This window comes from Pseudomonas allii (assembly GCF_055380095.1).
The window spans coordinates 5905520-5920574 of record NZ_AP039450.1; the positions used below are offsets into that span (position 1 = coordinate 5905520).

The window sequence follows — 15055 nt, forward strand, 5'->3', positions numbered from 1 at the left end:
CAGCGCGTTAGTGGCGGCGACCGAGTCGACAGCCAAGAACGGAAAAAGGCCGGTGGCAAGAGCCACCAGCCATCAGCCTTCAGCTTAACGCTTGGGCTGGAGACGCAAGGTCGATGCTTACTTCAGCTCGACTTTAGCGCCTGCTTCTTCCAGCACTGCTTTGGCTTTGTCAGCGGCGTCTTTCGACACTGCTTCCAGAACCTGGGCAGGAGCGCCGTCAACTACAGCCTTGGCTTCTTTCAGGCCCAGACCGGTCAGTTCACGTACTGCCTTGATCACGTTTACTTTCTTCTCGCCAGCTTCCAGCAGCATGACGTTGAATTCGGTTTGCTCTTCAGCAGCAACAGCAGCAACAGCTGGGCCAGCGGAAGCAGCGGCAGCGGAAACGCCGAATTTTTCTTCGAAAGCTTTGATCAGCTCAACAACCTGCAGAACCGACATTTCAGCTACGGCGTTGAGGATATCGTCTTGGGAGATAGACATTGCTGTATTTCCTGAATTGGGGGACGGCCTACTCGGCCATCGAAATAAACAAAAATACGCGAGAGAAGTCGCTCAGCCTTAGGCTGCGGCAGCTTCTTTTTGCTCGCGAACTGCGGCCAGAGTACGAGCCAGCTTGCTGGTAGCGCCTTGAATCACGCTCATCAGCTGCGAAATGGCTTCGTCGCGGGTCGGCAGTGTTGCCAGTACGTCGATTTGGTTAGCTGCGAGGAACTTGCCCTCGAACGCAGCTGCCTTGATCTCGAACTTATCCTGACTCTTGGCGAATTCCTTGAACAAACGGGCAGCAGCGCCAGGATGTTCTTTGGAGAACGCAATCAGAGTCGGGCCGGTGAACACGTCGTTGAGGACACTGTATTCAGTGTCAGCAACAGCGCGCTTGAGCAGGGTGTTACGCACAACACGTACGTATACGCCAGCTTCACGAGCCTCTTTACGGAGTCCGGTCATAGCGCCTACTGTCACACCACGGGCATCAGCCACGACAGCGGACAGAGCAGCTTTGGCAGCCTCGTTGACTTCAGCGACGATGGCCTTCTTGTCTTCGAGATTAATTGCCACGGGTTTAACTCCTGCTTGTTACCGTTTCATCTGGCCGGAGCCGGATGTCGTTTTGGTGTCTGATTCGGTAAGGAACCGGGAGCACCATCTGCGTAGGCTTGTGGTTTAAGACTTGCGTCGCCTACGGTCTTGGATAGCCCCCGCCAGGCAGGGACCCCAATTTTTTTAAATTGGCGCGATCGCTCACACCAATTTGTGTCTTATACGTCCAGCGAGCCTTGGTCGATGACCAGACCTGGGCCCATAGTGGTGCTCAGGGTAACGCGCTTGACGTAGATACCTTTCGAAGAAGCTGGCTTGATACGCTTCAGATCAGCGATCAGGGCTTCAACGTTTTCCTTCAGCTTGACGGCATCGAAGCCGACTTTGCCAACGGAGGTGTGAATGATGCCGTTTTTGTCGGTGCGATAACGAACCTGACCAGCCTTGGCGTTTTTGACCGCGGTGGCTACGTCTGGCGTTACGGTACCGACTTTCGGGTTAGGCATCAGGCCACGTGGACCCAGGATCTGACCCAACTGACCTACAACGCGCATTGCATCCGGGGATGCAATAACTACGTCGTAGTTCAGATCGCCGCCTTTCATTTCAGCAGCCAGGTCGTCCATGCCAACGCGGTCAGCGCCAGCAGCCAGAGCAGCTTCAGCTGCCGGGCCTTGGGTGAAGACAGCTACACGTACAGTCTTGCCAGTACCGTGTGGCAGCACAGTAGCGCTACGAACGACCTGGTCGGATTTACGCGGGTCAACACCCAGGTTTACAGCAACGTCAACGGACTCGCTGAACTTGACAGTCGACAGCTCGGTCAGCAGGGCAGCGGCGTCTACAAAGTTGTAGGCCTTGCCAGCTTCGATTTTGCCGGCGATAGCCTTTTGGCGCTTGGTCAGCTTAGCCATTACACACCCTCCACGTTAAGGCCCATGCTACGAGCAGAACCGGCGATGGTACGCACGGCTGCATCCATATCAGCTGCAGTCAGATCCGCGTTTTTGGTTTTCGCGATTTCTTCCAGCTGAGCACGAGTTACGGTGCCAACCTTAACGGTGTTCGGACGAGCGGAACCGCTAGTCAGACCGGCAGCCTTCTTCAACAGAACCGAAGCCGGAGTCGACTTGGTTTCGAAAGTGAAGCTACGGTCGCTGTATACAGTGATGATCACTGGAGTCGGCAGACCTGGTTCAAGACCCTGAGTACGGGCGTTGAAGGCCTTGCAGAATTCCATGATGTTCACGCCGTGCTGACCCAGAGCTGGGCCGACGGGTGGGCTAGGGTTGGCCTGAGCGGCCTTCACTTGCAGCTTGATGTAAGCGGTAATCTTCTTGGCCATGAGGCACTCCAATTACGGGTTCAAACGCCTCGAAAGGCTCCCCGGTTACTTGCGCGTTTATCCCAGTGACGACAAAACCCCACAGCCTAAGGCTGCGGGGTTGGGATGCTTACTCAGCTAGACCTTCTCGACCTGGCTGAACTCCAACTCTACCGGAGTAGAGCGTCCGAAAATGAGCACTGCCACTTGGATCCGGCTCTTTTCGTAGTTAACTTCTTCGACAGTACCGTTGAAATCAGCAAACGGACCATCTGTAACACGAACAACCTCACCCGGCTCGAAAAGCGTCTTCGGCTTAGGCTTGTCACTACCATCAGCAACACGGCGCAGAATTGCTTCCGCCTCTTTGTCGGTGATAGGAGCAGGCTTATCAGCAGTACCGCCGATAAAACCCATGACACGAGGAGTATCCTTGACCAAGTGCCAAGTACCTTCATTCATGTCCATCTGAACCAGCACATAGCCAGGGAAGAACTTGCGTTCGCTTTTGCGCTTCTGACCATTCCGCATTTCAACCACTTCTTCAGTGGGAACCAGAATTTCGCCGAAGCCATCTTCCATGCCTGCCAGCTTTACGCGCTCCAGCAAAGAGCGCATAACATGCTTCTCGTAACCCGAGTAAGCATGCACAACGTACCAACGCTTAGCCACGGGACACCCTTAGCCAACAATCAAGGAAACAAGCCAGCCGAGCAGGGAATCAAGCCCCCACAACAGCAACGCCATAACCAGAACAACAGCCACGACAATCAATGTGGTCTGCGTAGTTTCTTGGCGAGTCGGCCAAACGACTTTACGGATTTCGGTGCGAGCTTCCTTTACCAGGACCGCGAAAGACTTGCCTTTGGCAGTCTGCAGACCCACAAAGGCAGCCACAGCAGCAAGAACAAGCAAAGCGAGTACGCGGTACAGGATCGGCGAAGCAGAATAATACTGATTGCCAACAACGCCTACGACCACCAAGGCGACTACAACGAGCCATTTGATCAGATCGAAACGAGAGCTTTGAGCTTCAGCCTTAGGAGTCATCTATGAAGATCCTGTGAAAAGAAAGCCAGACACACCACGTGAATCTGGCAGGTCAGGAGGGAATCGAACCCCCAACCTACGGTTTTGGAGACCGTCGCTCTGCCAATTGAGCTACTGACCTAAAACAAAATCAGGCCGACCATTATGCAGACCTGAAAAAGACTTTACAACAACCAACCCCACTAGACCTGAAATCATCCGACAACAAAGCCAGATAGAACACCTTCAAGCCGAGGCAGCTGTTAAAACAAAGGCAGATATTTTCATATCTGCCTTGTTATATGGAGCTCTTGAGCGGATTTGAACCGCTGACCTCACCCTTACCAAGGGTGTGCTCTACCAACTGAGCTACAAGAGCAAAACACCTGCACAACCTGCAAACTTGGAGCGGGTAGCGGGAATCGAACCCGCATCATCAGCTTGGAAGGCTGAGGTTCTACCACTAAACTATACCCGCGGAGCTTGCAGCTCACGCTAAAAATGGTGGAGGGGGAAGGATTCGAACCTTCGAAGTCGTAGACGTCAGATTTACAGTCTGATCCCTTTGGCCGCTCGGGAACCCCTCCTAAGCGAGCCGGCATTTTACATTACGCCGACCTTCTGTCAAGCATTTTCTCATTTAAAAATATGAGGTTAGCTGCGTTGACCTTCGCTTCACACTAATGACCTAGAAGGTCTTCACTGCGAAGCGGGCGCCATTCTATGCAAACTATTCGAGAGTTGCAACGCCTTCGCACAACATTATTTTATGTTTTAACTCATTGAATTCCTTAGCAAGGTTTTCAAAGGGCAGATCGTCCGCCAGGCGACGACTTTCAGGGGCTACCCGGAGCCAGTAGCCGGAGGCATCCGCAGTATTGAGCAATAGAAGCCTGACCCTAATATCCAAGCTCATGAGCCGTTGCTCAACAGACTGTGCTTGACGCTGATCCGCAAAACCACCGATGTACAGGCAAGTATTTTGCACTTCAGGCATTTTCACGCGATCTCTGCGCACTACGGCATCTGATGACTCACTGAGCAGACGGATATCTTGCTGCGAGCCTTTATAAAGGCTCAGAGGCGTGACATCTTTAGCTCGCAACGGCGCTTCTTGCTGATGCCAAATGTAATAAAAGGCATTGAGGACAAGTAAAAGCAAAAACAGCCAACGCATAATCACCTCAGGACAAAGGACAAGCCATCGCCAAACCGACAAACACCAGGTCCGGCACGAGTCGCGCCTGCGGTACCGCATCCGCAACCAAATCAGCATCCCCCCCAGTCAAGAACACGATAAAGTCATCCCCCCAATAGCTTCTCGCCAACTCCAACTGAGTCAGTACAAACCCTCTGAGCATCAACGTACAGCCGCGCTCAACGGCTTCTACCGTCGTACGACCCGGAGAGAGACGCTCCAGCGCCCTTTCAGCGGCGGCGTCGTCGTAGCGTATCTTGCGCGTGTGGGTTCGCAACTGATTGCGCATTAGGGGCATTCCGGGACAAATGAACCCACCCAAGTGCTCACCGTCCGCGGCAATAAAATCTGCAGTGGCAGCAGTTCCAAAATCAAGCACCAGGCAGGCCCCACGAGCGAGCTTGAACCCACCCAGCATCGCTAGCCAGCGATCAAGCCCAAGACGCTCGAAATCTTCGTAGCCATTGCGCACTCCCGCCATTTCTCGCGCCGGGGCCGCGCAGGAAACGATAACGCCGAAAGCATCTTGCAAGGCAGTGACCAGCTTGCTTGTTTCTTCCAGGGCACGAACGCTTACCAATCGGCAACGTGTCAAACGTGTCAGTAGAAGCCCAGAAAGCGCTACCAGGCTCTCAATCAACGCCAGATCCGAGTCTACAACCCCTCCTGCGGAAGCATTCGCCGATTCCGAATCAAGCACACGCCATTTGATAAAGCTATTTCCACAGTCGAGCTCAAGAATCATCACGCAACCTCAGGCTTAACTCACCACCACTGTATATTTTCTCAACACCATTAACACTCAAGCGCAATGCCCCCTGGCGATCTACACCCAGCACAACCCCATCGACCTGGTTGACACCCGCGATAAGGGAGACCGGCCGGCCCTGCCAGGCGTGGTTCTGCTCCCACTCTCCCTGAAGCGCGACAAAACCGCCTTCCCGATGCCGCTCAAGGTAGCCTTGCAGCTGCCGCCCCAGTTCCGAAACCAGAAGGTTGCGATTCACCGGAGCGCCCGTCTCAAGCTGCACTGAGGTCCATTGCTGATCAACCTCATCAGCCCTCTGCATATTCACGTTGATACCTATTCCGAGAACTACGTGACAGATATCCGCAGGATCACCTACTAACTCCAGCAAAATTCCAGCGATTTTCTTCTGCCCTACTAAAACATCGTTTGGCCACTTCAGGGCGGCGCCCTGCACCCCGGACTCACGCAAAGCCTGCATGACTGCCAAGCCCACAACCAGACTCAGTCCCTCCAGCTGACGCAGACCTGACTCAATACGTAATACGAGGCTGTAATAAACGTTTTGAGCGAATGGGCTGACCCACTTTCGTCCTCTCCTACCTCTTCCCGCAGTTTGCTGCTCTGCGAGCACCAGGAACGGCGCCGCGCATCCAGCGTCCACCAGCCGCAAAGCTTCAGCATTAGTGGAGTCAATGGAATCAGAGATATGAAGAGGCCATCTCAAGGATGGCGTACTCTGCGAAATCTCTTCAGCACTCAAGAACACCAGTGGGGACGCCAACTGATACCCTTTGCCTCGCACCTTGTGAATTGGCAGATTCAACTCTGCCTCCAGGTGCTGGAGTTGCTTCCATACAGCACTGCGACTGACACCAAGAGCGGCACCCAGTGCTTCTCCGGAATGGAATCGGCCATCTTTCAGAAGTTTCAACAACGTCAGCATGCAAGTATCGCCTCACAATGAGGCACGCATGATAGCCATGCGCAGGGTCATTGCATAGAAAGGCCGGACTTTAGCGCTGAAGGCCACACGCACGTATCTCTTCGCACTTTTCGACCGCCCAAAACAAAACCCCTGACTGCGTTAGCAATCAGGGGTTCTGGAATTTAATCTTGACGATGACCTACTCTCACATGGGGAAACCCCACACTACCATCGGCGATGCATCGTTTCACTACTGAGTTCGGGATGGGATCAGGTGGTTCCAATGCTCTATGGTCGTCAAGAAATTCGGGTACTGAGTCGCGGCCTAAGCCTCGCTTCAGCAAATTGGGTATGTGACAGCTTTCGGTGCTTTGTGAGCGTCGAACTTTCGGTTCATTTTCGTCTTCACACACCGCAATCTGATGCTCGTTAGAGTGGTCAAATTGCTTGGGTGTTATATGGTCAAGCCTCACGGGCAATTAGTATTGGTTAGCTCAACGCCTCACAGCGCTTACACACCCAACCTATCAACGTCGTAGTCTTCGACGGCCCTTCAGGGAACTCAAGGTTCCAGTGAGATCTCATCTTGAGGCTAGTTTCCCGCTTAGATGCTTTCAGCGGTTATCTATTCCGAACATAGCTACCCGGCAATGCCACTGGCGTGACAACCGGAACACCAGAGGTTCGTCCACTCCGGTCCTCTCGTACTAGGAGCAGCCCCTCTCAAATCTCAAACGTCCACGGCAGATAGGGACCGAACTGTCTCACGACGTTCTAAACCCAGCTCGCGTACCACTTTAAATGGCGAACAGCCATACCCTTGGGACCGGCTTCAGCCCCAGGATGTGATGAGCCGACATCGAGGTGCCAAACACCGCCGTCGATATGAACTCTTGGGCGGTATCAGCCTGTTATCCCCGGAGTACCTTTTATCCGTTGAGCGATGGCCCTTCCATACAGAACCACCGGATCACTAAGACCTACTTTCGTACCTGCTCGACGTGTCTGTCTCGCAGTCAAGCGCGCTTTTGCCTTTATACTCTACGACCGATTTCCGACCGGTCTGAGCGCACCTTCGTACTCCTCCGTTACTCTTTAGGAGGAGACCGCCCCAGTCAAACTACCCACCATACACTGTCCTCGATCCGGATAACGGACCTGAGTTAGAACCTCAAAGTTGCCAGGGTGGTATTTCAAGGATGGCTCCACGCGAACTGGCGTCCACGCTTCAAAGCCTCCCACCTATCCTACACAAGCAAATTCAAAGTCCAGTGCAAAGCTATAGTAAAGGTTCACGGGGTCTTTCCGTCTAGCCGCGGATACACTGCATCTTCACAGCGATTTCAATTTCACTGAGTCTCGGGTGGAGACAGCGCCGCCATCGTTACGCCATTCGTGCAGGTCGGAACTTACCCGACAAGGAATTTCGCTACCTTAGGACCGTTATAGTTACGGCCGCCGTTTACCGGGGCTTCGATCAAGAGCTTCGCGTTAGCTAACCCCATCAATTAACCTTCCGGCACCGGGCAGGCGTCACACCCTATACGTCCACTTTCGTGTTTGCAGAGTGCTGTGTTTTTAATAAACAGTCGCAGCGGCCTGGTATCTTCGACCGGCATGAGCTTACGGAGCAAGTCCTTCACCCTCACCGGCGCACCTTCTCCCGAAGTTACGGTGCCATTTTGCCTAGTTCCTTCACCCGAGTTCTCTCAAGCGCCTTGGTATTCTCTACCCAACCACCTGTGTCGGTTTGGGGTACGGTTCCTGGTTACCTGAAGCTTAGAAGCTTTTCTTGGAAGCATGGCATCAACCACTTCGTTAACTAAAAGTTAACTCGTCATCAGCTCTCGGCCTTAAGATCCCGGATTTACCTAAGATCTTAGCCTACCACCTTAAACTTGGACAACCAACGCCAAGCTGGCCTAGCCTTCTCCGTCCCTCCATCGCAATAACCAGAAGTACAGGAATATTAACCTGTTTTCCATCGACTACGCTTTTCAGCCTCGCCTTAGGGACCGACTAACCCTGCGTCGATTAACGTTGCGCAGGAAACCTTGGTCTTTCGGCGTGGGTGTTTTTCACACCCATTGTCGTTACTCATGTCAGCATTCGCACTTCTGATACCTCCAGCAAGCTTCTCAACTCACCTTCACAGGCTTACAGAACGCTCCTCTACCGCATCACTTACGTGATACCCGTAGCTTCGGTGTATGGTTTGAGCCCCGTTACATCTTCCGCGCAGGCCGACTCGACTAGTGAGCTATTACGCTTTCTTTAAAGGGTGGCTGCTTCTAAGCCAACCTCCTAGCTGTCTAAGCCTTCCCACATCGTTTCCCACTTAACCATAACTTTGGGACCTTAGCTGACGGTCTGGGTTGTTTCCCTTTTCACGACGGACGTTAGCACCCGCCGTGTGTCTCCCATGCTCGGCACTTGTAGGTATTCGGAGTTTGCATCGGTTTGGTAAGTCGGGATGACCCCCTAGCCGAAACAGTGCTCTACCCCCTACAGTGATACATGAGGCGCTACCTAAATAGCTTTCGAGGAGAACCAGCTATCTCCGAGCTTGATTAGCCTTTCACTCCGATCCACAGGTCATCCGCTAACTTTTCAACGGTAGTCGGTTCGGTCCTCCAGTTAGTGTTACCCAACCTTCAACCTGCCCATGGATAGATCGCCCGGTTTCGGGTCTATTCCCAGCGACTAGACGCCCTATTAAGACTCGCTTTCGCTACGCCTCCCCTATTCGGTTAAGCTCGCCACTGAAAATAAGTCGCTGACCCATTATACAAAAGGTACGCAGTCACAGAACAAAGTCTGCTCCCACTGCTTGTACGCATACGGTTTCAGGATCTATTTCACTCCCCTCTCCGGGGTTCTTTTCGCCTTTCCCTCACGGTACTAGTTCACTATCGGTCAGTCAGTAGTATTTAGCCTTGGAGGATGGTCCCCCCATATTCAGACAAAGTTTCTCGTGCTCCGTCCTACTCGATTTCATGACTAAGAGATTTTCGCGTACAGGGCTATCACCCACTATGGCCGCACTTTCCAGAGCGTTCCGCTAATCTCAAAGCCACTTAAGGGCTAGTCCCCGTTCGCTCGCCACTACTAAGGGAATCTCGGTTGATTTCTTTTCCTCAGGGTACTTAGATGTTTCAGTTCCCCTGGTTCGCCTCTTGCACCTATGTATTCAGTACAAGATAACCATCTTATGATGGCTGGGTTCCCCCATTCAGACATCTCCGGATCAAAGTCTGTTTGCCGACTCCCCGAAGCTTTTCGCAGGCTACCACGTCTTTCATCGCCTCTGACTGCCAAGGCATCCACCGTATGCGCTTCTTCACTTGACCATATAACCCCAAGCAATCTGGTTATACTGTGAAGACGACATTCGCCGAAAATTCGAATTTCTCAACTAAGAGAACTCACAAATTTTACCTTAGCCTGATCCGTTACCAGTGAAAGTAACGTTCAGTCTATCTTTCTATCACATACCCAAATTTTTAAAGAACGATCTAATCAAAGACTAGAAATCAACATTCACCATCGCCTTGATGGAATGCTCATTTCTAAGCTTTCAAAACTTTCAGAAGCAGTAGTGGTGGAGCCAAACGGGATCGAACCGTTGACCTCCTGCGTGCAAGGCAGGCGCTCTCCCAGCTGAGCTATGGCCCCGTATTTCTACAGGCGTTTCCCACACAAAATTGGTGGGTCTGGGCAGATTCGAACTGCCGACCTCACCCTTATCAGGGGTGCGCTCTAACCAACTGAGCTACAGACCCAATTTCGGGCTGCTTCTTTATCGTCTTCTTCAATGAATCAAGCAATTCGTGTGGGAACTTATGGAGCAGCTGATGTCGTCGATTAAGGAGGTGATCCAGCCGCAGGTTCCCCTACGGCTACCTTGTTACGACTTCACCCCAGTCATGAATCACACCGTGGTAACCGTCCTCCCGAAGGTTAGACTAGCTACTTCTGGTGCAACCCACTCCCATGGTGTGACGGGCGGTGTGTACAAGGCCCGGGAACGTATTCACCGCGACATTCTGATTCGCGATTACTAGCGATTCCGACTTCACGCAGTCGAGTTGCAGACTGCGATCCGGACTACGATCGGTTTTATGGGATTAGCTCCACCTCGCGGCTTGGCAACCCTCTGTACCGACCATTGTAGCACGTGTGTAGCCCAGGCCGTAAGGGCCATGATGACTTGACGTCATCCCCACCTTCCTCCGGTTTGTCACCGGCAGTCTCCTTAGAGTGCCCACCATTACGTGCTGGTAACTAAGGACAAGGGTTGCGCTCGTTACGGGACTTAACCCAACATCTCACGACACGAGCTGACGACAGCCATGCAGCACCTGTCTCAATGTTCCCGAAGGCACCAATCTATCTCTAGAAAGTTCATTGGATGTCAAGGCCTGGTAAGGTTCTTCGCGTTGCTTCGAATTAAACCACATGCTCCACCGCTTGTGCGGGCCCCCGTCAATTCATTTGAGTTTTAACCTTGCGGCCGTACTCCCCAGGCGGTCAACTTAATGCGTTAGCTGCGCCACTAAAAGCTCAAGGCTTCCAACGGCTAGTTGACATCGTTTACGGCGTGGACTACCAGGGTATCTAATCCTGTTTGCTCCCCACGCTTTCGCACCTCAGTGTCAGTATTAGTCCAGGTGGTCGCCTTCGCCACTGGTGTTCCTTCCTATATCTACGCATTTCACCGCTACACAGGAAATTCCACCACCCTCTACCATACTCTAGTCAGTCAGTTTTGAATGCAGTTCCCAGGTTGAGCCCGGGGATTTCACATCCAACTTAACAAACCACCTACGCGCGCTTTACGCCCAGTAATTCCGATTAACGCTTGCACCCTCTGTATTACCGCGGCTGCTGGCACAGAGTTAGCCGGTGCTTATTCTGTCGGTAACGTCAAAACAATCACGTATTAGGTAACTGCCCTTCCTCCCAACTTAAAGTGCTTTACAATCCGAAGACCTTCTTCACACACGCGGCATGGCTGGATCAGGCTTTCGCCCATTGTCCAATATTCCCCACTGCTGCCTCCCGTAGGAGTCTGGACCGTGTCTCAGTTCCAGTGTGACTGATCATCCTCTCAGACCAGTTACGGATCGTCGCCTTGGTGAGCCATTACCTCACCAACTAGCTAATCCGACCTAGGCTCATCTGATAGCGCAAGGCCCGAAGGTCCCCTGCTTTCTCCCGTAGGACGTATGCGGTATTAGCGTTCGTTTCCGAACGTTATCCCCCACTACCAGGCAGATTCCTAGGCATTACTCACCCGTCCGCCGCTCTCAAGAGAAGCAAGCTTCTCTCTACCGCTCGACTTGCATGTGTTAGGCCTGCCGCCAGCGTTCAATCTGAGCCATGATCAAACTCTTCAGTTCAAACATCTTTGGGTTTTTAAGAAACCCTAAACTTGGCTCAGCAATCGTTGGTTACATCTTTGATTTCTCGCGGAGCAACTTGTGATGCTGATAATCTTGTTGACTATCAGTCTGACTCCACAAGCACCCACACGAATTGCTTGATTCAGTTGTTAAAGAGCGGTTGGTTAAGATCTTTCGTCTCAACCGAGGCGCGCATTCTACAGCAGCCTCATTTGCTGTCAAGTGATTATTTTCAGAAGTTTTCGAAGATTTCTTCAACAACTTCAACCACTTGCGCTTCCGATCTCTCGTTAGCGGGAGGCGAATTCTACAGCGTTACACGCTGCTGTCAACACCTCTTTTTCTCCGCTTTCGACCGAGAGGATCGAAACGTTAATAGAGCCAAACCACTTTGCCCTACCAACTCCTTCTGGGCTTCGATGAACTGAAGCAAGCCGCTGTCGAATTCTGCGTAACCCTTTGTTTACCAAGGAGTTTTCGGTTTCGACTGCGCCGGAAGTGGGGCGAATTATAGACAGATATAATTCGCCGTCAACACCTAATTTCAGTTTTATTCGGATTTGAGCGTAATACGCGCAAATGCCTTCTTCCCGGCCTGACAAACGTGGGTAGCACCCAGCTCGTATATAAAGGTGCGGTCCACAACCTCACCATCTATACGCACACCACCCGAGCCCAGAAGGTCGCGCGCAACTGCCGAGTTCTTAACCAGGCCCGCCTTATTAAGCACAGCAGCAATCGGCATCGCCTCGGCAGCAGACAGCTCGATCTCCGGCAGATCATCAGGCAGTTCGCCATCCTTCATGCGATTACCCGCAGCACGGTGAGCGTTGGCCGCGGCTTCTTCACCATGGAAACGCGCAACAATCTCTTCTGCCAGCTTAATCTTCACGTCACGCGGATTAGCGCCTGCCTCTACATCAGCACGCAGTGCATTGATTTCATCCATCGACCGGAAGCTCAGCAACTCGAAGTAACGCCACATCAAAGCATCAGGAATCGAAACCAGCTTGCCGTACATTACGCCCGGCGCCTCCTGGATACCGACATAGTTCCCCAGGGACTTGGACATCTTCTTGACGCCATCCAACCCCTCCAACAACGGCATGGTCAGGATGCACTGGGCTTCCTGCCCATACGCACGCTGGAGCTCACGCCCCATCAACAGGTTGAACTTCTGATCAGTGCCACCCAGCTCAACGTCCGCACGCAACGCTACCGAGTCATAGCCCTGAACCAACGGATAGAGGAACTCGTGAATGGCGATAGGCTGATTGGCGGAGTAGCGCTTGTCGAAGTCATCACGCTCAAGCATGCGCGCAACAGTGTACTGAGAGGTCAAGCGAATGAAGTCCGCCGGCCCCATCTGATCCATCCAAGTGGAGTTGAACGCCACTTCGGTCTTGGCCGGATCGAGAATCTTGAATACCTGAGTCTTGTAGGTCTCGGCATTATCAAGCACCTGCTCACGGGTCAGCGGCGGACGCGTGGCGCTCTTGCCGCTCGGATCACCGATCATTCCGGTGAAGTCACCTATAAGGAAGATGACCTGGTGCCCCAACTCCTGGAACTGGCGCAGCTTATTAATAAGCACGGTATGCCCCAGATGCAGATCCGGCGCAGTCGGATCAAAGCCAGCCTTAATACGCAGGGGCTGACCACGCTTGAGCTTTTCGATCAGCTCAGCTTCGACCAACAGTTCTTCCGCACCACGTTTTATCAGCGCTAGCTGCTCTTCAACCGACTTCATAACAGACCCGCAAGGCTCAGATTCAAAAGGGAACCAACCATACAAGATCAGGGACTAATTACAAGTTTTGCCCTGCGAACGGACACCGTTCAGCAAGCCCAGCGTTCGCGAGCTTGCGCCACAGATGATTTGGTTATATTTTATACAGTTATTTCATCTTCATCATGTCATTCATCTTTTCCATTTCATCTTCAAAGTCAAAATTACCTATGACCACTGAACCGTCTAAAGCGCCGCCGCTTTACCCGAAGACCCACCTGCTCGCCGCAAGTGGTATCGCCGCCCTTCTCAGCCTGGCACTCCTGGTATTCCCTTCCAGTGACGTAGAAGCCAAACGAACATCCCTGAGCCTTGACCTGGAAAGTCCCGTTGAACAACTGACACAAGATCAAGACGCTTCCGACGCGCAACAAGCCACAAACGTGGGCACCGAATCGCCGTTCGCACAGATAGAAAACAGCCCCGAAGACACCCAGCAAGCAGCCCAAAGCCCATCTGCGCCTGCTGCCGACACGGCCAAGAGCCCTCAGCACCGCGAAGTGATCGTGGCCAAGGGCGACACACTGTCGACACTCTTCGAGAAGGTCGGCCTCCCCGCCGCTACAGTTAATGAAGTGCTTGCCAGCGACAAACAAGCCAAGCAGTTCACCCAACTCAAGCACGGCCAGAAGCTCGAATTTGAATTCACCCCCGATGGCCAGCTGAACAACCTGCACAGCAATGTCAGTGACCTCGAAAGCATTACCCTGACAAAGGGCGCCAAAGGCTTTGCCTTCAATCGCATCACCACCAAACCGGTCATGCGCTCCGCTTACGTGCACGGCGTGATCAACAGCTCCCTGTCACAATCCGCCGCCCGGGCAGGCCTGTCCCACAGCATGACCATGGACATGGCCAACGTGTTCGGCTACGACATCGACTTCGCCCAGGACATCCGCCAGGGCGACGAATTTGACGTGATCTACGAGCAAAAAGTCGCCAACGGTAAAGTCGTCGGCACTGGCAACATTCTCTCCGCACGCTTTACCAACCGCGGCAAGACCTACACCGCCGTGCGTTACACCAACAAACAAGGCAACAGCAGCTACTACACCGCCGACGGCAATAGCATGCGCAAGGCCTTTATCCGTACGCCGGTGGACTTCGCTCGTATTAGCTCGCGTTTTTCCATGGGTCGCAAGCATCCAATTCTGAACAAAATCCGCGCCCACAAAGGGGTCGACTACGCCGCACCACGTGGCACGCCGATCAAGGCAGCCGGTGACGGTAAAGTGCTGCTGGCAGGGCGTCGTGGTGGCTATGGCAATACTGTGATCATCCAGCACGGCAATACCTACCGTACGCTGTATGGCCACATGCAAGGATTCGCCAAGGGCGTGCAAACCGGCGGCACCGTGAAGCAAGGCCAGGTGATCGGCTATATCGGTACAACCGGCCTGTCCACCGGCCCGCACTTGCACTATGAGTTCCAGGTCAATGGCGTTCACGTCGACCCATTGGGCCAGAAACTGCCCATGGCCGACCCGATCGCCAAGGCTGAACGCGCCCGCTTCATGCAACAGAGCCAGCCGTTGATGGCGCGCATGGATCAAGAGCGCTCCACCCTGCTGGCTTCGGCGAAGCGTTAAG

At 53.1% G+C, this 15055-nt stretch carries 11 protein-coding genes, 6 tRNA genes and 3 rRNA genes; 1 reads left to right on the forward strand and 19 read right to left on the reverse strand.

The annotated features are described in order from the left end of the window. Positions 1–117: 117 nt before the first annotated feature. The 19 genes from rplL to tyrS all read right to left on the reverse strand — a co-directional run bounded on the left by rplL (position 118) and on the right by tyrS (position 13426). A complete protein-coding gene (rplL, locus tag ACZ445_RS27120) occupies positions 118–483 on the reverse strand; it encodes a 50S ribosomal protein L7/L12 (RefSeq protein WP_003210093.1) in 366 nt (121 codons plus the stop codon). Between the two features lie 78 nt (positions 484–561). Beyond that, the gene (gene rplJ / locus ACZ445_RS27125) at positions 562–1062 is read right to left on the reverse strand and encodes a 50S ribosomal protein L10 (protein ID WP_016969477.1); all 501 of its coding nucleotides are present in this window, start codon (positions 1060–1062) and stop codon (positions 562–564) included. 200 nt (positions 1063–1262) lie between these two features. Beyond that, on the reverse strand, positions 1263–1958 hold the full coding sequence (gene rplA, locus ACZ445_RS27130; RefSeq protein WP_003232403.1) for a 50S ribosomal protein L1: 696 nt from the start codon (positions 1956–1958) through the stop codon (positions 1263–1265). After that, a complete protein-coding gene (gene rplK, locus ACZ445_RS27135) occupies positions 1958–2389 on the reverse strand; it encodes a 50S ribosomal protein L11 (protein WP_003176435.1) in 432 nt (143 codons plus the stop codon). The genes rplA and rplK overlap by 1 nt, the downstream gene beginning before the upstream one ends. A gap of 117 nt (positions 2390–2506) precedes the next feature. Next, on the reverse strand, positions 2507–3040 hold the full coding sequence (gene nusG / locus ACZ445_RS27140) for a transcription termination/antitermination protein NusG (RefSeq protein WP_003176436.1): 534 nt from the start codon (positions 3038–3040) through the stop codon (positions 2507–2509). 9 nt (positions 3041–3049) lie between these two features. Next, positions 3050–3418 carry a preprotein translocase subunit SecE gene (gene secE, locus ACZ445_RS27145; RefSeq protein WP_058424561.1) on the reverse strand — a complete coding sequence of 123 codons (369 nt, stop codon included), beginning with the start codon at positions 3416–3418 and terminating at the stop codon, positions 3050–3052. 45 nt (positions 3419–3463) lie between these two features. Further along, positions 3464–3539 (reverse strand) — tRNA-Trp (locus tag ACZ445_RS27150). A 161-nt stretch (positions 3540–3700) separates the two neighbouring features. Next, positions 3701–3776, reverse strand: a tRNA-Thr gene (locus tag ACZ445_RS27155). Between the two features lie 25 nt (positions 3777–3801). After that, positions 3802–3875 (reverse strand) — tRNA-Gly (locus tag ACZ445_RS27160). 24 nt (positions 3876–3899) lie between these two features. Beyond that, positions 3900–3984: transfer RNA gene (locus tag ACZ445_RS27165), tRNA-Tyr, on the reverse strand. Between the two features lie 143 nt (positions 3985–4127). Next, positions 4128–4574, reverse strand: a complete 447-nt coding sequence (locus ACZ445_RS27170) for a hypothetical protein (protein WP_464707775.1) — start codon at positions 4572–4574, stop codon at positions 4128–4130. Positions 4575–4581: 7 nt separating this feature from the next. Then, a complete protein-coding gene (locus ACZ445_RS27175; protein ID WP_058424559.1) occupies positions 4582–5340 on the reverse strand; it encodes a pantothenate kinase in 759 nt (252 codons plus the stop codon). Continuing rightward, positions 5330–6289, reverse strand: a complete 960-nt coding sequence (gene birA, locus ACZ445_RS27180; protein WP_179029081.1) for a bifunctional biotin--[acetyl-CoA-carboxylase] ligase/biotin operon repressor BirA — start codon at positions 6287–6289, stop codon at positions 5330–5332. Before birA ends, ACZ445_RS27175 begins: the two co-directional genes overlap by 11 nt. 168 nt (positions 6290–6457) lie before the next feature. Further along, positions 6458–6573, reverse strand: a 5S ribosomal RNA gene (rrf, locus tag ACZ445_RS27185). Between the two features lie 156 nt (positions 6574–6729). After that, a 23S ribosomal RNA gene (locus tag ACZ445_RS27190) occupies positions 6730–9621 on the reverse strand. 249 nt (positions 9622–9870) lie between these two features. After that, a tRNA-Ala gene (locus tag ACZ445_RS27195) sits at positions 9871–9946 on the reverse strand. Between the two features lie 30 nt (positions 9947–9976). Further along, positions 9977–10053 (reverse strand) — tRNA-Ile (locus ACZ445_RS27200). Positions 10054–10136: 83 nt separating this feature from the next. Then, positions 10137–11673: ribosomal RNA gene (locus ACZ445_RS27205) — 16S ribosomal RNA — on the reverse strand. Together the 16S, 23S and 5S rRNA genes with 2 tRNA genes alongside form the textbook arrangement of a ribosomal RNA operon. A 553-nt stretch (positions 11674–12226) precedes the next feature. Then, complete coding sequence (tyrS, locus tag ACZ445_RS27210; RefSeq protein ID WP_058424793.1) at positions 12227–13426, reverse strand: tyrosine--tRNA ligase; 1200 nt, start codon at positions 13424–13426, stop codon at positions 12227–12229. Positions 13427–13635: 209 nt separating this feature from the next. Between tyrS and ACZ445_RS27215 the strand changes: the two genes are divergently transcribed. Then, a complete protein-coding gene (locus ACZ445_RS27215; protein WP_058424792.1) occupies positions 13636–15054 on the forward strand; it encodes a peptidoglycan DD-metalloendopeptidase family protein in 1419 nt (472 codons plus the stop codon). Position 15055: the final 1 nt, after the last annotated feature.